At 65.4% G+C, this 20,536-nt stretch carries 23 protein-coding genes; 12 read left to right on the forward strand and 11 right to left on the reverse strand.

Annotated elements, in window-relative coordinates; translation table 11 throughout:
• Positions 1-18 precede the first annotated feature (18 nt).
• The 4 genes from KLP42_RS04095 (at position 19) to KLP42_RS04110 (ending at position 3,231) form a co-directional block, all read left to right on the forward strand.
• Positions 19-792: an ABC transporter ATP-binding protein gene (locus tag KLP42_RS04095; protein WP_215564927.1), complete on the forward strand. Its 774-nt coding sequence runs from the start codon at positions 19-21 to the stop codon at positions 790-792.
• A 38-nt stretch (positions 793-830) separates the two neighbouring features.
• Positions 831-1,613: a transporter substrate-binding domain-containing protein gene (locus KLP42_RS04100; RefSeq protein ID WP_215564928.1), complete on the forward strand. Its 783-nt coding sequence runs from the start codon at positions 831-833 to the stop codon at positions 1,611-1,613.
• Positions 1,614-1,699: 86 nt separating this feature from the next.
• Positions 1,700-2,422 (forward strand): ABC transporter permease, encoded by a 723-nt coding sequence (locus tag KLP42_RS04105; RefSeq protein WP_215564929.1) that lies wholly within the window; start codon positions 1,700-1,702, stop codon positions 2,420-2,422.
• On the forward strand, positions 2,419-3,231 hold the full coding sequence (locus KLP42_RS04110; protein ID WP_215564930.1) for an ABC transporter permease: 813 nt from the start codon (positions 2,419-2,421) through the stop codon (positions 3,229-3,231). Before KLP42_RS04105 ends, KLP42_RS04110 begins: the two co-directional genes overlap by 4 nt.
• A 24-nt stretch (positions 3,232-3,255) precedes the next feature.
• Here KLP42_RS04110 and KLP42_RS04115 read toward each other — a convergent pair whose 3' ends face one another.
• Positions 3,256-4,422 (reverse strand): MFS transporter, encoded by a 1,167-nt coding sequence (locus tag KLP42_RS04115; protein WP_215564931.1) that lies wholly within the window; start codon positions 4,420-4,422, stop codon positions 3,256-3,258.
• A gap of 39 nt (positions 4,423-4,461) precedes the next feature.
• Positions 4,462-5,823: an LLM class flavin-dependent oxidoreductase gene (locus KLP42_RS04120; protein WP_215564932.1), complete on the reverse strand. Its 1,362-nt coding sequence runs from the start codon at positions 5,821-5,823 to the stop codon at positions 4,462-4,464.
• A gap of 101 nt (positions 5,824-5,924) precedes the next feature.
• Here KLP42_RS04120 and KLP42_RS04125 point away from each other — a divergent pair, with 101 nt between their 5' ends.
• Entirely contained in the window at positions 5,925-6,479 is a 555-nt protein-coding gene (locus KLP42_RS04125) for a helix-turn-helix domain-containing protein (RefSeq protein ID WP_215564933.1), read from the forward strand.
• 3 nt (positions 6,480-6,482) lie between these two features.
• On the opposite strand, the gene KLP42_RS27240 is transcribed toward KLP42_RS04125, so the two are convergent.
• Genes KLP42_RS27240 through KLP42_RS04135 form a run of 3 tightly spaced genes read right to left on the reverse strand, consistent with a single transcriptional unit; the run spans position 6,483 to position 9,032 of the window.
• Positions 6,483-6,593: a DUF2474 family protein gene (locus KLP42_RS27240; RefSeq protein WP_353844805.1), complete on the reverse strand. Its 111-nt coding sequence runs from the start codon at positions 6,591-6,593 to the stop codon at positions 6,483-6,485.
• On the reverse strand, positions 6,593-7,597 hold the full coding sequence (cydB, locus tag KLP42_RS04130) for a cytochrome d ubiquinol oxidase subunit II (RefSeq protein WP_215564934.1): 1,005 nt from the start codon (positions 7,595-7,597) through the stop codon (positions 6,593-6,595). Before cydB ends, KLP42_RS27240 begins: the two co-directional genes overlap by 1 nt.
• Positions 7,587-9,032: a cytochrome ubiquinol oxidase subunit I gene (locus KLP42_RS04135; protein ID WP_215564935.1), complete on the reverse strand. Its 1,446-nt coding sequence runs from the start codon at positions 9,030-9,032 to the stop codon at positions 7,587-7,589. The genes cydB and KLP42_RS04135 overlap by 11 nt, the downstream gene beginning before the upstream one ends.
• A gap of 443 nt (positions 9,033-9,475) precedes the next feature.
• Between KLP42_RS04135 and KLP42_RS04140 the strand changes: the two genes are divergently transcribed.
• Genes KLP42_RS04140 through KLP42_RS04150 form a run of 3 tightly spaced genes read left to right on the forward strand, consistent with a single transcriptional unit; the run spans position 9,476 to position 10,256 of the window.
• Positions 9,476-9,739, forward strand: coding sequence for a hypothetical protein (locus KLP42_RS04140; RefSeq protein WP_215564936.1), 264 nt, complete (start codon positions 9,476-9,478; stop codon positions 9,737-9,739).
• A 31-nt stretch (positions 9,740-9,770) separates the two neighbouring features.
• On the forward strand, positions 9,771-9,977 hold the full coding sequence (locus KLP42_RS04145) for a hypothetical protein (RefSeq protein WP_215564937.1): 207 nt from the start codon (positions 9,771-9,773) through the stop codon (positions 9,975-9,977).
• 33 nt (positions 9,978-10,010) lie between these two features.
• A complete protein-coding gene (locus KLP42_RS04150) occupies positions 10,011-10,256 on the forward strand; it encodes a hypothetical protein (protein WP_215564938.1) in 246 nt (81 codons plus the stop codon).
• A 37-nt stretch (positions 10,257-10,293) separates the two neighbouring features.
• Here the strand turns inward: KLP42_RS04150 and KLP42_RS04155 are convergent, their stop codons facing one another.
• Complete coding sequence (locus KLP42_RS04155) at positions 10,294-11,049, reverse strand: endonuclease/exonuclease/phosphatase family protein (RefSeq protein ID WP_215564939.1); 756 nt, start codon at positions 11,047-11,049, stop codon at positions 10,294-10,296.
• Positions 11,050-11,141: 92 nt separating this feature from the next.
• Between KLP42_RS04155 and KLP42_RS04160 the strand changes: the two genes are divergently transcribed.
• On the forward strand, positions 11,142-12,086 hold the full coding sequence (locus tag KLP42_RS04160; RefSeq protein WP_215564940.1) for a putative bifunctional lysylphosphatidylglycerol flippase/synthetase: 945 nt from the start codon (positions 11,142-11,144) through the stop codon (positions 12,084-12,086).
• On the opposite strand, the gene KLP42_RS04165 is transcribed toward KLP42_RS04160, so the two are convergent.
• Both KLP42_RS04165 and KLP42_RS04170 read right to left on the reverse strand, forming a co-directional pair.
• Complete coding sequence (locus KLP42_RS04165; RefSeq protein WP_215564941.1) at positions 12,060-13,562, reverse strand: phospholipase D-like domain-containing protein; 1,503 nt, start codon at positions 13,560-13,562, stop codon at positions 12,060-12,062. The genes KLP42_RS04160 and KLP42_RS04165 overlap by 27 nt on opposite strands.
• Positions 13,563-13,709: 147 nt before the next feature.
• A complete protein-coding gene (locus KLP42_RS04170) occupies positions 13,710-13,877 on the reverse strand; it encodes a hypothetical protein (protein ID WP_215564942.1) in 168 nt (55 codons plus the stop codon).
• 209 nt (positions 13,878-14,086) lie between these two features.
• Between KLP42_RS04170 and KLP42_RS04175 the strand changes: the two genes are divergently transcribed.
• Positions 14,087-14,593, forward strand: coding sequence for a ferritin-like domain-containing protein (locus tag KLP42_RS04175; RefSeq protein WP_215564943.1), 507 nt, complete (start codon positions 14,087-14,089; stop codon positions 14,591-14,593).
• A gap of 36 nt (positions 14,594-14,629) precedes the next feature.
• On the opposite strand, the gene KLP42_RS04180 is transcribed toward KLP42_RS04175, so the two are convergent.
• The 3 genes from KLP42_RS04180 to KLP42_RS04190 form a co-directional block, all read right to left on the reverse strand.
• On the reverse strand, positions 14,630-14,839 hold the full coding sequence (locus KLP42_RS04180; protein ID WP_215564944.1) for a hypothetical protein: 210 nt from the start codon (positions 14,837-14,839) through the stop codon (positions 14,630-14,632).
• Positions 14,840-15,000: 161 nt separating this feature from the next.
• Positions 15,001-15,216, reverse strand: coding sequence for a hypothetical protein (locus tag KLP42_RS04185; protein ID WP_215564945.1), 216 nt, complete (start codon positions 15,214-15,216; stop codon positions 15,001-15,003).
• A gap of 101 nt (positions 15,217-15,317) precedes the next feature.
• The gene (locus KLP42_RS04190) at positions 15,318-16,916 is read right to left on the reverse strand and encodes a GumC family protein (protein ID WP_215564946.1); all 1,599 of its coding nucleotides are present in this window, start codon (positions 16,914-16,916) and stop codon (positions 15,318-15,320) included.
• A gap of 202 nt (positions 16,917-17,118) precedes the next feature.
• On the opposite strand from KLP42_RS04190, the gene KLP42_RS04195 reads away from it, so the two are divergent.
• On the forward strand, positions 17,119-18,945 hold the full coding sequence (locus tag KLP42_RS04195) for a sensor histidine kinase (RefSeq protein WP_353844806.1): 1,827 nt from the start codon (positions 17,119-17,121) through the stop codon (positions 18,943-18,945).
• Between the two features lie 2 nt (positions 18,946-18,947).
• Positions 18,948-20,309, forward strand: coding sequence for a sigma-54-dependent transcriptional regulator (locus KLP42_RS04200; RefSeq protein WP_215564947.1), 1,362 nt, complete (start codon positions 18,948-18,950; stop codon positions 20,307-20,309).
• Positions 20,310-20,536 lie beyond the last annotated feature (227 nt).

A 20,536-nucleotide genomic window follows, 5' to 3' on the forward strand; every position in this document is an offset into this window, starting at 1 on the left:
TCCGGCAGTGAAGGTAACATGGCGGAAACGGCGCAAGCCATTGAAGTTCGTGATCTCCATAAGCGTTTTGGTCCGCTGGAGGTTCTGAAGGGTGTATCGCTGACGGCAAGGCAGGGCGATGTGATCGCGCTGATCGGCGGCAGCGGATCGGGAAAGTCCACCTTCCTCAGATGCATCAACATGCTGGAGCTGCCGACCGCCGGCAAGGTGACCATTCACGGCGAGACGATCGAGATGAAGTCGGATGGCCATGGCGGTCTGATGCCGGCAAACCGTCGGCAGATCCAGCGCCTGCGCACCAAGCTCGGCATGGTGTTCCAGAGCTTCAATCTCTGGCAACACATGACGGTTCTGCAGAATGTCATCGAAGTGCCGGTGCATGTGCTCGGCCAGCCCCGCGACAAGGCAGTTGAGGTGGCGGAGGCGCTGCTGCGCCGCGTCGGCCTTTATGAAAAGCGCGATGCCTATCCCTCCTTCCTGTCCGGCGGGCAGCAGCAGCGCGCGGCCATTGCCCGGGCGCTTGCCATCCAGCCGCTGGTCATGCTGTTCGACGAGCCGACCTCGGCCCTCGATCCGGAACTGGTCGGCGAAGTTCTGTCCGTCATCGGTGATCTCGCGCAGGAAAAGCGCACGATGATCCTCGTGACGCATGAAATGAAGTTCGCCCGCCAGGTGGCGAGCCATGTCGTCTACCTGCATGGCGGCGTCATCGAGGAGCAGGGTCCGCCCGAAGCCATTTTCGAGAATCCGCAATCGGAGCGGCTGAAGAAGTTCATCAGCTCCATCCACTGAAGAACCAGAACCAAAAGCATTACCGAAAGGGGAAAACCATGAAGAACCTCCTCAAGTCCGCAGCCGTCGCGCTGCTGATGGGCGTTGCCGCCGTTGGCGCCGCTTCCGCCCAGGAACTCAAGGTCGGCGTTGCCGCCGAGCCTTACCCGCCCTTCTCGTCGCCGGATGCCAGCGGCAAGTGGGTCGGCTGGGAAGTCGATTTCATGAACGCTGTCTGTGCCGAAGCCAAGGTCACCTGCGTGCTGACGCCGGTTGCCTGGGATGGCATCATTCCGGCGCTGACCTCCAAGAAGATCGACGCCATCATGGGCTCCATGTCGATCACGCCGGAACGCGCCAAGACCATCGCCTTCTCCGACAAGTATTACAACACGCCGACGGCGGTGATCGGCCCGAAGGGCGAGAAGTTCGACGCCACGCCGGAAGGCCTGAAGGGCAAGATTCTCGGCGTTCAGGTCTCCACCATCCATGCCGACTACGCCAAGAAGTACTTCGGTCCGGTCGTCTCAGAGATCAAGGAATACCAGACCCAGGATGAAGCCAACCAGGATCTCGCCGCCGGCCGCGTCGATGCGGTTCAGGCCGACCTGATCACGCTCGAAGCCTTCCTCGAATCCGATCAGGGCAAGGCCTGCTGCGACGTGAAGGGCAACGTCAAGGATGATCCGGAAATCCTCGGTGCCGGCGTCGGCATCGGGCTTCGCAAGGAAGACACGGCGCTGAAGGACAAGTTCAACGCCGCCATCAAGGCCATCCGCGCCAACGGCACCTACGACAAGATCTCGAAGAACTACTTCACCTTCGACATCTACGGCAAGTAAGCCTGCCTGACACGTCAGCACTGCCGGTTTCTGCGTTGCCCGGGCGACGCACCGGCGGTGCTGTACGGCCTTGAAAGCGTTGGTTGATGGACGCCACACTTCACCTTCTTTCCCTCACCTCGCCCGGCTGGGGCGGCGTCCTGCTGGGCGGTCTGGTGGCCTCGCTGCAGGTGGCCTTCGGCGGCTATCTGCTGGGGCTTCTGATCGGCACCGGCGGGGCTGCCGGCAAGCTGTGGGGCGGGCCCATCCTGCGTGATCTGCTGGAGGTCTATACCACCGTCGTGCGCGGCGTGCCGGAGCTCGTGCTGATCCTCATCCTCTATTATGCCGGCACGGATGCGGTGAACCAGGTGATGGCGCTTCTCGGCTTGCCATCCGTCGATATCAGCGGTCTTGCCGCCGGCATCTTCGTCATCGGCGTGGTGCAGGGCGCCTATTCCACCGAGGTGCTGCGCGGCGCGATCCTGTCGATCCCGCCGGGGCAGATCGAGGCGGCCCGCGCTTACGGCATGTCGCCGCTTCTGGCGCTGCGGCGTGTCACGCTGCCGGCCATGCTGCCGTTTGCGCTGCCCGGCCTTTCCAATCTCTGGCTGATCGCCACCAAGGATACCGCACTTCTCGCCGTCGTCGGCTTTGCCGAACTGACGCTGGTGACGCGGCAGGCGGCCGGCACCACCAAGGCCTACATGACCTTCTTCCTCGCCGCCGGCGTGCTTTATCTGGGTATCACGCTCGTCTCGAACCTCGTCATTCGCGCCATCGAAAAGCGGGCGCTGCGCGGCATGACCCGGCCCGGAGGTGCGGCATGAGCGAAGTGCAGGTGCCATCCGCCTATGTGGCGCCGAAGGGGCGCAGCCTGTTCGAGCCGCATCGCATTTTCCTCATGCTGGTGTTTGCCGTCCTGATCTTCTGTGTGGCCTGGTTCATGCGCTGGGACTGGTTACCGCGCTACCAGGATCGCCTGATCTACGGCGTCGGGCAGACGCTGCTGATGCTGTTTTCCACGGCAATCGTCGGTTTCCTGTTTGCCGTGCCGCTTGGCCTTGTGCAGGTCACTGGCCCGAAGCCGCTGGCGCTTCTGGCGCGCGGCTTCTGCACGCTGATCCGTGGCACGCCGCTTCTGCTGCAACTCTGGCTGCTCTATTACGGGCTGGGCTCGGTGTTTGCCCAGTTTCCGGAAATCCGTTCGTCCTTCCTGTGGCCCTATCTGCGGCAGGCCTGGCCCTATGGCTTCACGGCGCTGATGATCTCGTTTGCCGCCTATGAGGGCGAGGTGATGCGTGGCGCCTTTGCCGGCGTGCCGCGAGGAGAGCTCGAGGCGGCGCGCGCCTTCGGCATGGGGCGCTTTACGCTGTTTCGCCGCATCTGGCTGCCGCGCGCCATCCATCGGGCACTGCCGACGCTGACGGGCGAAACCGTGCTGCAGCTGAAATCGACGCCGCTGGTGGCAACCGTCACGGTGGTGGATGTCTATGCCATCATCTCCCGCGTCCGGCAGGAGACCTACCTCACCTATGAGCCGCTGCTGCTGCTCGCGCTGATCTATCTCTGCCTGACGGGCATTCTGGTCTATGCCTTCCGCCTGCTGGAAAACCGCATTCCGACCAGGGGCGTGTGAGGCCAGCGGCCGAGGCGCGTGGCCTCAGGACAGCCGGCCGCTGCGGCGCAGATGAAGCATCGCCCAGGCCCCGAGGAAGGGGCCGGGCGCGAGGAAGACAAAACACCAGCGCCAGCTGCCCAGCAGCTCTGCGAGCTGCGGCATCAGCCAGATGCTGATCGTTGTCAGCGCAAAGGCGAGCCCCATCTGCAGGGAGAGCGCGGTGCCGACCAGATGCTGGTCGGACAGCTCCGTGGCGGCGGCGGAAAACTGGGCGGAATCACCGATCACCGTCATGCCCCAGACGATGACGACCAGCATAAGCAGGATCACCGGTCCGTCGAAAACGAAACCAACCAAAAGCGCGCAGGTGCCTGACGCGAGCATCATGCCAGCTGTCGTCACGGCCCTACCAAAACGGTCGGAGAGGATACCGCCCGCGATACAGCCGATGACGCCGGCGGTGAGTGCTGCGAAGGTGGCGAGCGATCCGGTGCCCGCGATATTGCCCGTGAAGACGGTGGGCGTTGCGGAGAGATAGGCGAGCAGCCAGGCCCAGAGCGCATAAAGTTCCCACATGTGGCCGAGATAACCGGCATTCACCAGCATCAGGCTGCGGTTGCGGAAGACCTGGCCGATCTGGCGCGGATCGAACATCGCCCGGGAGAAGGGATAGGGACCTTCGCGCACCACGGCGAGAAACAGGCCGGCACCGAGGAGGGCGGATAGGGAGGCGAGCGTCACGACCACCTGCCAGTCGAGCGTGGCGGTCACGGCCCGGAACAGATGCGGCAGGGACGAGCCTGCGGTTAGCCCGCAGATGACGAAACCGAGCGCCAGCCCGCGGCCCTTCTGGAACCAGGTGGCGGCGAGTTTCATCGCTGGCGGATAGACGCCGGCCAGCGCAAAGCCGGTGACAAAGCGGCAGGCGACGGCGCCCTCCAGTCCCGGCTCCAGCAGAAGAGCCGCATTGGCCAGCCCGGCAAGCGCTGCCGATGCGGCGGCGAGCCGGTTCATCCGCACGATGTCCGGCAGGTTGACGAGGCTGGAGAGGAGCGCGCCGGTGACGAAACCCAGCTGGACCGCATTCGTCAGCCAGGCTCCTGCACCGGCCCCAAGCGACAGATCGCGGATCATTTCCGGTGCCACGGCGGTGGCGGAAAACCACGAAGAGAGCGACAGGACGACGGCGAGGCAAAGCCAGCCGAGCATCTGCCATTTTCCGCCGTCCTTGCTCCGACTGTCCGGCACTTAACCCGCCTTTTGCCGGAAACCGGCGGCGATGTGGCGGTCGGGCAGGCGCGGCGCGCCGAACAGTTTCTGGCGCAGCGGTCCGTCTGCATATTGCGTCTTGTAGAGCCCGCGTTCCTGCAGGATCGGCACGACCAGCGAAATGATGTCGTCGAAGCACTCCGGCACCACGGTGCGCGACAGGTTGAAGCCGTCGATTCCAGCCTCCTGGCTCCAGTTGGCGAGCTGATCGGCGATCTGTTCTGCCGAGCCGATCATCGGGGCCTGCCGGCTGCCGAGCACCATCTGCTCCAAAAGCTTGCGCTTCGTCCATTGGGGGCCGGCGCTGCGGGTCACCGCCTCGACATTGGAGACGATGGCATTGCTTCTGCCGGTTTCGATCGGCTCATCGAGATCATATCTGGAAAAATCGATGCCGAGGGAGGCGGCGGCATGCACCAGGGCCGCCTCGGAACTGACGTAACGGCGATAATCCTCGAATTTCTCGCGGGCTTCCGCTTCCGTTTTCCCCGTGACGATCGTTGCCCCCATGAAGATTTTGATGTCGTCCGCCTGGCGGCCATAGTTCACCGCTTTGGCGCGGATGTCATCCACGATTGCTTTCACGCCCTCGATTTTCTGGCCGTTGACGAAGACACATTCGGCATGGGTGGCGGCGAATTGGCGGCCGCGGGTGGAGGAACCCGCCTGATAGAGCACCGGCGTGCGCTGCGGCGAGGGGGACGACAAATGCATGGCGTCGAGCCGGTACTGTTTGCCGGCGTGGCTGATCTTCCGCACGCGGGCCGGATCAGCATAGAGGTGGTTTGCCCGATCGAGCAGGACCGCACCGTCCGCCCAGCTTTCCTCCCACAGCCGGTAGACGACCTCCATGTATTCGTCGGCCAGATCGTAACGATCATCATGGGCGGCCTGCGCGTCGAGGCCGATGGCTTTCGCGGCGCTGTCGAGATAACCGGTGACAATGTTCCAGCCGATGCGGCCGCCGGTCAGGTGATCGAGCGTCGACATGCGCCGGGCAAACAGGAAGGGCGGCTCGTAGGTCAGGTTGGCGGTGACGCCGAAACCGAGATGGGTCGTCACGGCCGCCATCGCCGGCACCAGCATCATCGGGTCGTTGACCGGGACCTGCACGGCACCGCGGATCGCCGCGTCCGGGGAGCCTCCCAGAACGTCGTTCACGCCCACCACGTCGGCCAGAAAAATCCCGTCGAACAGGCCTGTTTCCAGCCGCTTCGCATAGTCCATCCAGTAGGCAATCTCGTTGAAGCGATGCGACTGGTCACGCGGATGCGCCCAGAGCCCGTGCTGGATGTGGCCGACACAGTTCATGTCAAAGGCGTTGAAGTGAATCTGGCGCATTGTTCCCCTCCGGTTTCGCCGGTTAAATGATGTGAGCCGGTTCTGTTTCTTATAGGCTGCATTTCGTCTACTATAGGAGACGATTTTGAGGAATTGCAAGAATGGATGTCATTGCTGATGCGATTGCCGGACGGATCCGGCTGGAGCGGGAAAGCCGCGGCTGGTCTCTCTCGGAGCTGGCCGAGCGCTCCGGCGTGTCGAAGGCGATGATCAGCAAGGTGGAGCGCTGCGAGGCGAGCCCGACGGCAACCGTGCTCGGCCGCCTGTCGGGCGCCTTCGGCCTGCCGCTCTCCGTGCTTCTGGCGCTGGCGGAACGGGCGGAGGAGCGGCTGGCAAGAGCAGCCGACCAGCCGGTCTGGACCGATCCGGAAACCGGTTATACGCGCCGCGCCGTCTCGCCGGCCAATGGCGGCGGGCTGGAACTGATCGAGGTGACGCTTCCCGCCGGCGTGCGGGTTCCCTATCCGGCCTCGGCCTTTGCCTTCCAGCGCCAGCAGATCCTGCTGCTCGAAGGCCGGCTCGATTTCACCGAGGGCGAGACGGTGCATGAACTGCAGGCAGGCGACTGTCTGGAGCTCGGTGCGCCGCAGCCTTGCGTCTTCTTCAATCCGTCCGATCGCGATGCGCGCTATCTCATCGCCCTGATGCGGCGCTGATCGTCAGGCCCCGAGCCAGAGCTTGATCACCAGCCCGACGAGGCCGACGGCCAGGACGCCGGCGGCCCAGAGCAGGATGAACCAGCCGATCTGCCTGGCCTTGTTCGGTGCCATCAGTGATAGCCTTCCTCCGGATCCACCTTGCCGCGGAATACCCAGTAGGCATAGCTCGTATAGGCAAGGATCGCCGGGATCAGCACGGCCGCACCGATCAGCAGGAAGAGCAGGCTCTCGTCCGGTCCCGCCGCTTCCCAGATCGTGACCGAGGTGGGCACGATATAGGGGTAGAAACTGATGCCGATACCGGCATAGGCCAGCACGAACAGGCCAAGTGCTGCCAGGAAGGGACGCGTGTCGTGCTTCTGCTGCAGCCCGTTGACCAGAATGACGAAACAGCCGATCACCAGAAGCGGCACGAGGACGGTGAACAGCGCGGTCGGATAACGGAACCAGCGGTCCAGATATTCCGGTTTCAGGAAGGGCGTCCACAGGCTGACGATCCCCATGGCGGCCACGGTCGCCACCGCGGTGATCAGCGCGATGCGGCGGGCGCGGTCGGCGAGGTCGCCCGTGGTGCGCATGACGAGCCAGGTGGCGCCAAGCAGCGCATAGCCCACCAGTACGGCAAGGCCGGTCAGCAGCGAAAACGGCGTCAGCCAGTCCCACCACCCGCCGGCATACGCGCGGTTCTCGACATTGATGCCCTGCACGAGCGCGCCGAGCGCGATGCCCTGCATCAGGGCGGCGACCGTCGAGCCGCCGGCAAAGGCCCAGTCCCACAGGCGTTCGGCCCGCCTCGTGCGCCAGCGATATTCAAAGGCCACGCCGCGGAAGATCAGCGCCAGAAGCATGGCAATGATCGGCGCATAGAGCGCCGGCAGGATGGTCGCGTAGGCCAGCGGGAAGACGGCGAGCAACCCGCCGCCGCCCAGCACCAGCCAGGTCTCGTTGCCGTCCCAGACCGGGGCGACCGAGTTCATCATCACGTCGCGCTCGCGCTTGTGCCGGAAGAAGGGAAACAGGATGCCCACGCCGAGATCGAAGCCGTCGAGCACCACATAGGCCAGCACCGCAAAGGCAATGATGGCGGCCCAGATGAAGGGAAGATCAAGCTCCATGGCGGGCACCTCCTCGGTTGCCGTGATGATGGGCACCGCCGGGACTGTCCGGCAGGCCGGGCGCCGGCGTGAAACCGGTGGTGCGGATCGGACCCTGCCCCAGATGGCCATGCGCATCGCGCGGCAGGCGGCCCATCAGGCGCAGGATGTAGAAGGTACCGGCGCCGAAGACGAGGAAATAGACGATGATGAAGGCAATCAGCGACGAGGCTACGGCCGGTGCCGAGATGGGCGACAGCGACTGCGTCGTCATCAGGTGGCCATAGACCGTGTAGGGCTGGCGGCCGACTTCGGTGGTGATCCAGCCCGCCAGCACCGCAACGAAGCCGGCAGGCCCCATCACGACGGCGAGCCGGTGCAGCCAGTCACTGCTGTAGAGCGTGCCCTTGAACCGACAGTACAGGCTCCACAGACCGAGACCCAGCATGGCAAAGCCGAGCGCCACCATGACGCGGAAGGAAAAGAAGACGATTTCCACCGGCGGCTCCAGCTCGTCCGGCACGGTGTCCAGCCCGTTCAGGGGCGCATTCAGGTCGTGCTTCAGGATCAGGCTCGAAAGCTTCGGCACCTCCACCGCATAATCGACCCGCTTCTCCTCCTGATTGGGAATGCCGAAGAGGATCAGTGGCGCCCCGTTTGGATGGCTGTCGAAATGGCCTTCCATCGCCATCACCTTCACCGGCTGGTGTTCCAGCGTGTTGAGGCCATGCGCGTCGCCTGCCAGGATCTGCAGCGGTGCCACCACCGAGATCATGCCCATGGCCATCGAAAACATGGTGCCGGCCCGCAGCGGCGCAGTGCGGCGCAGAAGGTGGTAGGCGCCGACGGCCCCCACCACCAGCGCCGTCGTCAGATAGGCCGCCAGCACCATATGCGTGAAGCGATAGGGGAAGGAGGGATTGAAGATCACCGCCCACCAGTCGGTCGGCACGAACTGGCCGGCCTCGTTCATGGCAAAGCCGGCAGGCGTCTGCATCCACGAATTCACCGAGAGGATCCAGGTCGCCGACATCAGTGTGCCGAAGGCGACCATCAGGGTCGCAAAGAAATGCAGGCCGGGGCCGACCCGCTTGCGGCCGAACAGCATCACCCCGAGAAAGCCTGCTTCCAGGAAGAAGGCGGAGAGCACTTCATAACCCATCAGCGGCCCGACGATCGGCCCCGCCTTGTCGGAAAACACGCTCCAGTTGGTGCCGAACTGGTAGGACATCACGATGCCCGAGACGACGCCCATGCCGAAGGCAAGCGCGAAGATGGTTTTCCAGAAATCGAAAAGCTCGATGTAGACCGGTTTCTTCGTCCACAGATGCAGGCCTTCCAGCACCGCCAGATAGCTGGCAAGCCCGATGGAGAAGGCCGGGAAGATGATGTGGAAGGACACGGTAAAGGCAAACTGGATGCGGGCCAGTATCAGGGCGTCGAAATGATCGAACATGGCGCACTCGCTCTTTCGTCGGACCGCGGCGGTTCCCGGGTCTTGATGAAACGCAATTTGGCGGCGGCTCTCGCAGTGCACAATGAGAGCCATTGCCGCAGGCCCCCAAAGTCATCAAGGCAAATTGTCACAGCACGCCGGCCCGTGACAAGGGTAGCACCCGGATAAAGAGAGGGCGCCTCCGGGGCAGCCAGTGCCCGTGGAAGCGCCCGAGTGGGGGAGGTTCTATGACGCTGCCGCCCGCCGGACCCCATGGCAGGACGCTCCGGGATCGGCGCGGGCGACCCCCTTTGAACGGCGCTCGCCCGCGAAGGTTCCAGCCCCTTGCGGCAACTTTGCAGGAACCTCGATGGCGCGCGTCGGTTTGGTCGGCAAGCCGGTTCCGTTCCGGCGCAAGGACCACAGATCGGGTGCCACAAGGCCCGAGAAGGAGGAACTGCACGATGAGTGACGCCATCCAGACCACCGATCACACGACAATCCGCCGCTGGATCGAGGATCGCGGCGGCCACCCGGCCCGCGTCAAAGGATCCGGCGAGGGAGGCATCCTTCGCGTCGACTTCGGCGAGCCGGAGGAAAGCCTCGAGACGATCGGCTGGGACGATTTCTTCGCGATCTTCGACGAGAACGACCTCGCCTTCCTGCACCAGGATGAAACGAAGGGCGGCAAGACCAGCCGCTTCAACAAGTTCGTGGCGCGGCATTGAGCCGGCCGCCTCTGACATTCAGGAGGATATCATGCCAACCAGCAAGCATGTGCGGCCGTCCCGGCCAAGCGATGCCGATCTCGACCGGGATCCCGGCATCGGACAGTCGAAAGGCCTCAGCCGCTTCACGGGCGAAGAGCTAATCGAGGGCGAAAACAGCGTCGAGGGCGATGTGGAGAACGACACCACGCCGCAGGGCGGCATCGACCCCGACCAGCGCGGGCGGGCAAACAAGTAGCCGCCTGGCACACGAACAAGGAGACAGTCAGTCATGCAAGGCAACAAGACCCATCAGCAGCAGCGCGCCATCATCGAGAAGCGGGAAAACACCGCCAATGCCGGCCCGGATTTCGATGCGCGCGCCGACCTCGATCGGGACGAGGCATTGCGCCGCTCCCTGCGCGAAGGCGAGGAACGCATTCATCCGCGCGCGGGTACCGTTTCGATGAACGACGATCCGGCGATCATCCGTGGCGTGAACCAGGAGAGCGAGCACCATAAGGGCAACACGCACTGAACCCGGCAGCCGGGACGCCGTCCATCGCCGCCCTCCGTCAGATTTCCACGACTGAGAGCAGCGGCAGGTGGTCGGAGGCCCGACGCGCCTCGGGAAAGCCGGCCGCCACGGCGCTCAGGATCTTCGGTCCGCCGGCCACGAAGATGTGGTCGAGACGCAGCAGCGGCCAGCGCGACGGAAAGGTAGGGCCCGGCAGGCGTCCGGTCGCCCGGCGGGCGTCAAGCAGCCGTTCGGCCAGCCGGCGATAAGGCCGGGAGGACGGAATGGAATTGAAATCGCCGATCAGGATCGCCGGTCGATCGACCAGCTGCGGATGCCCGAGCCAGTCCGGGCCGCAGAGCGCCTCCGCCTGCCGTTGCCGGTCGCGCCGCAGCAGCCCGAGATGGGTGTTCAGCACATTGAAGGTGCGGCCGTCGGCCGTCACTTCCACCCAGAGCGCGCCGCGCGGCTCGCCGATCGAGGGAAGGGCCGCCGCCTTGACGGGCCGCATAGGCAGTGCCGTCAGCAGCGCATCGCCATAGCGTTCGTCCTCCACGCTGAGCGCCGGGTGAAACTGGAAGTCCATCTTCAGGCGCCGGGCGATTTCCTCCGCCTGGTCCACGCCGCCGCTGCGCTTGCGCCCGACATCCAGTTCCTGAAGGCCGATGATGTCGGGCCCGATCTCGGCGATCACGTCGGCAATGCGGCCGGGATCAAGCCGCCGGTCGGTGCCCACGCAACCGTGAACATTGTAACTCAGGATACGAAGGATCCGCGGGGAGGGGGAGAGCGTATCTGCAACGGGTTCGGTCATGACGCAGGGAACCCCTTTCTCCCGCGTTTCGTTCCCTTACCAGACCTGAACATGATCGGCCGGTGCCGGTCCGAAACCGCTGGGGAGCCAATGTGAGGCAGTTGATCATCCGGATTGTCGTGGCAGCCATCATCTGCGTGGCGGTCGTGCTCGTCTATCGCAGCCTCAGCCGCTACAGCATGGAGGACATCCGCGCCTCGCTCGCCATGATTCCGGTGTGGCGCCTGCTGTCTGCCGGTGCCTTCGTTGCCGCATCCTATGTCTGCCTGTCGCTGTTCGATTATCTTGCCCTTCGCTATGTGGGAAAGCCGCAGGCCTATCGGCGGGCGGCGCTTGCCTCCTTCACGGCACTCTCGATCGGCCACAATGTCGGCGGTGCCGCCCTCTCCAGCGGCGCGGTGCGCTATCGCTTCTATACGCGCTGGGGGTTGACGGCAGACGAGGTGGCGAAGGTCATCCTGTTCTGCGGTGCCACCGTGCTGCTCGGTCTCAGCATGCTGGCGGCGATAACGCTTTTGTCGATGCCGCGGGCGGGCGAAGGCCTGCTGCAGCTGGGACCTGCGGCGCGCGTCTGGGTGGGACTCGCCTTCCTCTCCTATCCCGTCGCCTACGTGATCTGCTCGGTCTGGGGCCGGCCGCCGCTGAAGATCCGGTCGTTCCGGATGGAGATGCCGACGACCGCGATGTGCATCGCGCAGATCGCCGTGGGCACCGTCAATTTCGGCTGCGTGGCCGCCGCCCTGCACCAGCTGCTCGCCACCTTCACCGATGCCGGCTATCTGCAGGTTGCCGCTTCCTATGTGACGGCAACGATTGCCGCCATGCTGAGCCATGTTCCGGGCGGGCTCGGCGTGCTGGAGGCGACCATGCTGCTTCTGCTGCCGGCCAGCGCCTCCATCGGCGCGCTGGTCGCCTTCCGCGTGCTGTATTACTTCGTGCCTCTGTGCATCGGTGTCCCGCTGCTTCTGGCGGCGGAAGCCCATTTCCGCCGGCGTCCGCCGCCGCTGGTGTCAGGAAAAGGCGCGCATCAGACGTGACAGCGCCCAGCGGGTGCCGATCTTCAGCTTCCGGAAAGGCCAGAAGGGGCGACGCGGATCGGCAAGAGCCGTCCCGGGAAGGCAATCCGTTTCGCCGCGCGAGACATCGATCAGGAAGGGCCGCAGGCCGCGCGGCTTGTGGTTGAAACGCTCGATCGTGCGGATCAGCGAGCCGGTCTCGGCCATGCTTCGGCCGATTTCCCCGGGCGCCGCCGCCAGATGCTCGGCGATCAGGTCGTCGCGCAGTGCGGCGATGGCGGCAAACCCCTCCACCGTTACGGGCTCGAAGGCAAGGTCGGATTCGGTGTCGAGGCCTTCGGAACGGTTGTTGAGATTGGAGGAGCCGATGCGCACGAAGTGATTGTCGATGATCGCAAGTTTTGCATGAACGATGATCTCCCGTTCCTGGCCTTCCGCATTCGGCGTCACCGCATAATAGACCCGCAGCCGGCCATGCGGATCGTGCCGCTTCAGCCGGCGGATCAACCGGTTGCGGTTGTGCCCCATCATCAGCTTTTCGAGAAAACCGTGCGATTCCTGAGTGACGAGGATGACGATTTCCGGGCCGTCATCCTCCTGCAGGCGGTCGATCAGCGTGCGGGCCACGGAAAAGGAGGCGAGGTACTGCGATTCCAGATAGATGTGGCGCCGGGCCGCGCGCAGCGCATCATGGGTCAATTGTACCGCCTCGCGCCGGCCGCGTCGCCCGTTCCAGAACAAGGGCTCGGTCAGGGCCAGCGCCACGGGGCAGTCGGTGAGGGCTGGAGCAAGATCCTGCGGCCAGAGGGCGTCGGGATTGCGAGGCGAGGCAGGCAGCGCCTCGCCGGTCGCACGCCTCCAGCGCTTGCGGCAGGCATCGCCGACAAGACGGGCGGCGTCTCCCGAAACGATCGACTGCAGGTCATGCACCGGCCCGTAGCAGGTGCCGTCCGGCGAGCAGCGCAGATCGTTCGTCGCGGCATGGCGGCGGTCGTCCCAACGGCGGGCGGTCAGGTCGATCCCGCCGAGGAAGGCCACGGCATCGTCCACCGCCACCATCTTCTGATGATGGCTGGCCCGCACCGGGTGCTGGAAATCGAACTGCAGGCGGATGCGCGGATGGTCGTTCCAGCCGCTCTTGTGAAACAGCCGCAGGCTCTTGCCCGAATAGATCGGCCCCATGCCCCAGACGAGGATGCGCACCACGAGGTCTGGCTGCGCGTCCACCTGCGCCCGGAGGATCGAACCGAGCGTGGGGCTGGCGGCATCTTCGGGACGCAGGCGGATGTCGGGATTGAAATCCCATCCGACGATGAAGATGGAGTGGCGCGCCCTGACGAGCACCTCTTCGAGGCGACGGTAATAATCCGCGCCATCGATCAGGAAGGCGGCCTGTCGTGCGGTGGCGTCGCGCCAGGCATTGCGGCCGGGGCGGATGATGCGGGCGGCCCCCGCCTTCTCAGCCTGTCGGGTTTCCCGCCTGCCGGTTCTCACCATGTGTGCATCCACGCCTGTCGCCTTTCACTGTCGATCCTGCGCGGAAAACGCCAGAAGGCGCGCCGGGTTCCAGCCGGCGTGCCATGTCTGGCAGAGGGGAAGGGCCAGACGGGGGAGACGGGAGCCAGGCGCGGCGGCCCGGACGGGTCAGGCGCCCGGCAGAAAATGCGCCGGCGGTTCGCGCGTCTCGTCCGGGTTCGGTGTCGGCACCTCGTCCGGCAGACGGTCTGGTTCCGGTTCCTGAATGGGAGGCTCCGGGGTCCAGACGGGGGCCGGCATCGGAGGCTGTTCGCTTGGTTCGCGGGGATTGGGCATCCGGTTCTCCTGCTGTTTGCCTTTCCAACCGCGCCCCGCCCGGATCGTTCCCGGAAGATGCATTCACGGACTGCCGCCGGAGGATGCCTGCCGATGATTCAAGTCAAGGCGCTGCGGCGCCGGATCGCCATGCTCGACGGGACGCACGGGAACCTTGCAGGCGCAACGGCTGTTGAGGAACCAGCGCCACCAAGGGAGGATCAAGCCGGATGACCCATGCCATCGACCACTTCCAGGCCTGGCTTCGCGAAGCGCATGCCATGGAAATCCAGGCGATCTCGCTTCTCAAGGCGCAGATCGGCCGGATCGAAAGCTATCCGGAACTGCGTGAGCGGATGGAGGGGCATCTGGCCGAGACGGAAGAGCAGGCCGCGGCGCTGCATGCCCTGCTGGCGCGCACGCCCGGCGGCGTCTCCCTGCTGCGTGAAATGGCCGGGCGCGTCAGCGCGGCGGCGCAGGGTATCGGCAGCATGATGGCCGCCGACGAAGTGGTGAAGGCCACCATGGCCGCCTATGCCTTCGAGCATTCGGAAATTGCCAGCTATCGCGTGCTGATTGCCGCCGCCGACGAACTGGGCGACACGGAGGCGATCGCGGTGTTCGAGCGCATTCTGGCAGAGGAGAAGGCCATGGCCGACTGGCTGGCACGGCATCTCGACATGGTGACGCGCCTTTACCTGATGCGGGATGAGCGCGATCTGCTCGCCAAGCGCTGAGCAGGTCCCGCCCGTCCCTCCAGGCGGCCCTGCATCTTACAGGCCGAGCCGGACGCTGAGTTCCTGCGGTTCGCGCACGCCCGTCTGGTAGAGGGCGATGATCTCCGCTGCGAGATTGGTTGCGGCCCGCCGGGCCGTCAGGTCCTCGCCATCCAGGCCCCGTTGCTGCAGGATGCCGTCGAAATAGGACTGCAGGAACTGCAGGTCTCCCGGTTCGAGAACGGTCTGTTCGTCGGTCATGGTCACGATGCCACCTCCTTTCGGAGGGCGAAAGCGCGTCGTCTTCCAGCCGCCGGCGCCCTTGTCCCATAGCCGGCGATCACCAAAGTCTAACCGCTTTGACCGACATTGCAACCGGCCGGCCCCTCACAAGATCAGGAGGCGCCGGCGCGGTTTGCGGGATGGGCTCACTCCTCCAGGTGGTTTGCCTCCTGGTCGTGATACTGTTCGTTCTGCACCATCTTGCTGTCCAGCCCGCGCTCGCGGGAATGCTGCGACTTGTCGCGGTTGGACAGAACCATGTTGTCCGGCAGCTTGTCCTTGTCGATGTCGGTCATGGCGCCGGTGCCGCTTTGCTTGCCCTGCGCGCCGGAACCGATGTGTTTCGAACTGGCGTTGGCCATGCTGTCCTCCTTGTCACTGTTGCGATGTCATCGGGTGACAGGGATAGAACCACCGGCGCGGCCGTTTGATCCGCGACCGGCAAGGCGTGCGGCCTTTCGGTTCAGAACGGGCTGCGAAAAACCCCCGGGGCGCTGGCGCGATCGGCAGGGCGCAGGGCGTGGCGCCACAGCCCGGCGGCCATTGCCAGCCCCAGTCCCAGCAGGGCGCCGGCCAAGGCGCCGGCAGGGGCGAGGATCGCGACACCGGGCGGCCAGCTCCGGCCGTGCGGCGGAACCGGCGCCGAAATGACCTGCACATTGCTGGTGTCGATCTGCTGGCGCTCGGCGATCTGATGGGTGCGTGCCAGATAGGTCTCGTAGACCGAGGCCTTGGCGCGGGCGTCGCGTTCCAGTTCCCGCAGCGCGACCTGTGCATCATTGTCGGTAAACACCGTGGCGCGCTCGTCGCTGGCCTTGCCCTTCAGAGCGGCGAGGCTGGCGCGTGCCTCTTCCACATCTGCGCTGGCGCCGGCGAGGATGCGTTGCGCTTCCTCGGTCATCGCCTTTTCCACGGTCGATCGTTCGGATTGCAGGCTGACCAGTCGGGGATGGCGGGCGCCATAGGTGAGCGACAACGCGCTGACCTGCTGATCCAGGGCCGTGTAACTGGCGCGCAGCGCCGTCATCGTGGCGGAATCGAACACGGCATCGCTTGCCATTCGACCGGCCGACAGCGCGGCGCGCATCTGTGCGGCGCGGGCTTCCGCCTGGATCAGCCGCTGCTGCGCGTCGAGCACCTGCGTATCGAGCGTGCTGGCCTTGCGGGTGGAGGTCAGTTCTCCCTGCGCCTGCTGCAACCCGTTTTCCCGCTTGAAGGTTTCAACGCGCTCTTCCGCCTCGCTGACGGAGCGGCGCAGTTCGTCGAGCCGGCTGTTGATGGTCGCAGCCAGCCGGCCGGCGCTGTCCGATGCGCTCTCGAAGAGCTGGTTCTCGAAGGCCTTCACCACCGCTGCGGCCAGCCGCACCGATTTTTCCGGCTCGGTCGACCAGACGGATACCGTCACGACGAAGGAGGTGGCGTCCCGCGTTGCCGTCACCCGGCGTTCCAGCGCCCGCAGGACGGCAAGCTCGCGGTCCTGCGGACCGGCGGGCTCGGAGATAAGCCCGGCAAGCAGGCCGGGGCGGAAGAATTCGTCGTCCCGCGTCAGGTCGAGATCGCGGATCACCTGCAGCAGCACGCTGCCGGAGGTCAGCAGGCGCAGCTTGCTTTCCACCTCCATCTGCTGCGTGTCGCGCTGCGGGCTTGCTGCAAACACGTCGTCTGCCACGAGGTTGAGGTTCGAGGGGTTGATGACGATTTCGGTCGAGGCGGTGAAGCGGGGCGTTGCCGTCAGCGCGTAGAGAAGGGCCGCAACCAGTCCGGCGAGGGTTAAGGCGGCGATCAGCCGCCAGCCGCCATGCACCATGCGCATGAGGTCCGCGGCGCCGATCGAGGCAAGATTGCCGCGAATGCTGTCCAGCCGCGCCTCCAGCCCGTCCGTTGCGCCCGGCGCTCTCGTTGCCGTGGCGGGCGAGGCGGCGGGATGCCGTGTCATCGGCGCGCCGCGCTCTGTGGCGGTCTCCGCCAGCGCGTGGTCGAGCAGCGAACCGACCGTGCGCGTGGCAGCCGCCTGGGCGGGGCGCGCCATGCCCGATCTCGCCGGCTCACCGGGTCTGTACATGTCAAAGCTCCTGACCTCTGCCGCCGGCAGGTCTTGCCCGCGACGCAGGCCGTGCCGAACACGCCCTGGCAGCATTAGGTCCTGCGCATGAAGGTTCGGTTAATCGGCCACTGCGAGGCTTGCAGGGCAGCCCACGGGGGCTCTTGAGTTGCGCTGCAAGATCGGGTCAACTGGCCACAGCCTCGGGGGAGGGGCGTTGCGGGTGAAAAAGCAGTTTCTGACAGCGCTGGGGGCTCTCGTCGTCATCGGCATCCTGTTTGTCTTCCATGGTGGCACCATCATCGAGCGCCGCTATCTGAGGGAGGCGGAGGTGCAGGGCGGCACCACCCTTCGGCTTGCCGTCGCCGCGCTTGACGGCCACCTGCGCCGCTTCGAGCCGCTGCCGGCGCTGATCGCCGACCAGCCGGCCATCGAGGCGCTGATCCAGTCTCCCGAAGATCCGGTGCTGCGCCATGCCACCAACCTTTATCTCAGCGGCATCAACGCGCTGCTGAAGTCCTCCGACATCTACATGATGACGATGGACGGCGAGACGATCGCCGCCAGCAATTACGACCTGCCGACCAGCTTTATCGGCCAGAACTTCAGCTACCGTCCCTATTTCCAGCAGGCAGCGGCCGGCGCGCAGGCCCGCTTCTACGCGCTCGGCACCACGTCGGCGCGGCGCGGCTATTATTTCTCCTCGCCCATCGAGATCGCCGGCCGCATTCTCGGCGTGATCGTCTTCAAGGTGGATATCGATACGATCGAGGCCTCCTGGGTCGGTGGCGATTCCCGCATCTTCGTGTCCGATCCCGAAGGCATCATCTTCATGACCGGCACGCCGGAATGGCTCTACAGCGCCATCCAGCCGCTGACGCCCGAAAGGCTGGCACGCACGGAGGCTTCGCGCCGCTATTCGGATGCGAGGCTGCGCGAACTGCCGATCACCGAGCGGATGGATGCCGGCCACCGCCTGATGACGGTCTCGGAAGGGGCGGGCGCGCGTGAATATCTGGTGACCTCGCAGCCGATGCCGCAGGCGGGATGGACGGTGAATGTGCTGACCGATACCGCCTCCGCCCGCGCCCAGGCGCAGAGCGTGGTGGTGGTCGGCCTGCTCCTGCTGTGTCTTGCCGGTCTTGGGCTGGCGATCCTGATGCAGCGCCGGGCCCGGCTGGCCGAACGGCTCCACCTGCAGGCCGAGGCGCAGGTGGAGCTGGAACGGCGCGTCGAGGAACGCACCGCCGACCTTGCCCGCGTCAACCATCGCATCGAGGAGGAGATTGCCGAACGGCGACTGACGGAGCAGCAGTTGCGCCAGACCCAGGCGGATCTCATCCAGGCCGGCAAGCTGGCCGGGCTCGGGCAGATGTCGGCGGCGCTGTCGCACGAGTTCAACCAGCCGCTTGCCGCTGCCAAGACCTATGCCGACAGTGCCGCCGTGCTGATGGAGCGCGGCCGGCTGGAGGAGGCGAGCGACAATATCCGCCGCATCTCGGCGCTGATCGACCGTATGGCCGCCATCTCGCGGCATCTGCGCAATTTCGCCCGCAAGCCGAACGAGAAGCTCGGTCCGGTCGCGCTGGACGAAGTGATCCGCGACACGCTGGAAATCGTCGCGGCGCGGCTGAAGGCGGCCGATGCCGAACTCTGCGTCACGCTGGCCCAACCGCCTGCGGTGGTCAAGGCGGGCTCGGTGCGCCTGCAGCAGGTGCTGGTCAATATCCTTACCAATGCCGCCGATGCGGTGGAGGGGCTGGGCGATCGCCGCATCGACCTGACCATCGGCCGGTTGGCGGGCCGGGTGGTGCTGCAGATCCGCGATCGCGGGCCGGGCGTGCCCGCCGCCATCCGCGAGCGCATCTTCGATCCCTTCTTCACCACCAAGGGCGTCGGCAAGGGGCTGGGGCTTGGCCTGTCCATCTCCTATAATATCGTCAAGGATTTCGGCGGCAGCCTCAGCGTCGGCGATCATCCGGATGGCGGCGCGCTCTTCCGGATCGAACTGGACGAGGTGGCGGCCGAGGTGGGGCAGGCGGCGGAGTAGGCATGCAGCGGGTCTTGTTGGTGGATGACGAGGAGGAGCTTCGCCGCTCCACGGCGCAGGCACTCGAACTGTCGGGCCTGTCGGTGCAGACGCTGGCCAGTGCCGATCACGTGCTGGAACTCATCGGCTATGCCTTCGACGGTGTCGTCGTCAGCGACATCCGCATGCCCGGCATCGACGGCATGACGCTGATGCAGCGCATCCGCGAACTGGATGCGGAAATCCCGGTGATCCTGGTGACAGGCCATGGCGATGTGCAGCTGGCGGTAAAGGCCATGCGCGAGGGCGCCTATGATTTCATCGAGAAACCCTTCACCACCCCGCATCTGGCTGGCGTCATCCGCCGTGCGCTCGACCGGCGCGGTCTGGTGCTGGAAAACCGGCGCCTGAGGGCGGTCGCCGGCAAGCGGGACGATCTGGAAACGCGCCTTCCCGGCCGCACGCAGGTGATGGTCGATCTGCGTTACCAGATCCGGGCAATCGGCGCGGCGGATGCCGATACGCTGGTGATCGGCGATACCGGCGTCGGCAAGGAGGTGGTGGCGCGTGCGCTGCACGATGTCAGCCCGCGCGCCAACCGGCCCTTCATCGCGATCAACTGCGCCGCGCTGCCGGAAAACCTGATCGAAAGCGAGCTGTTCGGTCATGAGGCCGGCGCCTTTCCCGGCGCGTTGCGCCCGCGTTACGGCAAGTTCGAGCACGGCCGCGGCGGCACAATCCTGCTTGACGAGATCGGCTCGCTGCCCTTCGACCTGCAGGCGAAGTTTCTGCGCGTGCTGCAGGAGCGGGTTATCACGCGGCTCGGCTCCAACGAGACGGTGGGGCTCGATGTCCGTTTCATCGCCACCAGCAAGGTCGATCTGGAGGCGGAGGTTCAGGCCGGTCGCTTCCGTGCCGACCTGCTGTACCGGCTGAATGTCGCAACGCTGCGCGTGCCGGCGCTTGCACAGCGCCGGGCGGATATTCCGCTGCTCTTCCTGCAGCTGGTGCGCGAGGCCTGCGCGCGCTATGGCCGTGACGATATGGAGGTGCCGCAGGAGGTGGTGGCTTCCGTCGCGCAGAAGGACTGGCCGGGCAATGTGCGCGAGCTGCGCAATGCCGCCGATCGTCTGGTTCTCGGGCTCGACATGCGCCCCGGCGATGGCGGCGCCCTGGTGAAGCCGGAAAGCGGGCGGCTGGCCGACCGGGTCGCTGCCTTCGAGCGCAACATCATCGCCAGTGCCATTGCCGCCCATGGCGGGGCGCTGAAGCCGGTCTACGAGCAGCTGGGAATCAGCCGCAAGACACTCTACGAAAAGATGCAGAAATACGGTCTCGACAGGAAATTCCTCTCACCCGAGAGCCTGCGCGAGCTGGAGGAGTGAGGTTCGGGCAGTCAAGAGACGTGCGGCAGTGATGGCGATGGGTGGATTTCCACCCGTGCCACGGGCGCAATGTTTCGGTTTCCACCCATTTTGCGCTGCAAAAGCCGCCTGCCGGACGTTTTGGGGTTTCCGTGGCAATTGCCGAAAGCCTGCCGGCCAAGACAGATGGACGCACCAGATCGCCCGGGAGGAGCCGCGGCGATTGGCTTGGTTTCATCTGAGGAGGA

Source organism: Rhizobium sp. CSW-27 (assembly GCF_018760785.1).
In the GTDB taxonomy this organism is placed as follows: Bacteria; Pseudomonadota; Alphaproteobacteria; order Rhizobiales; family Rhizobiaceae; genus Neorhizobium.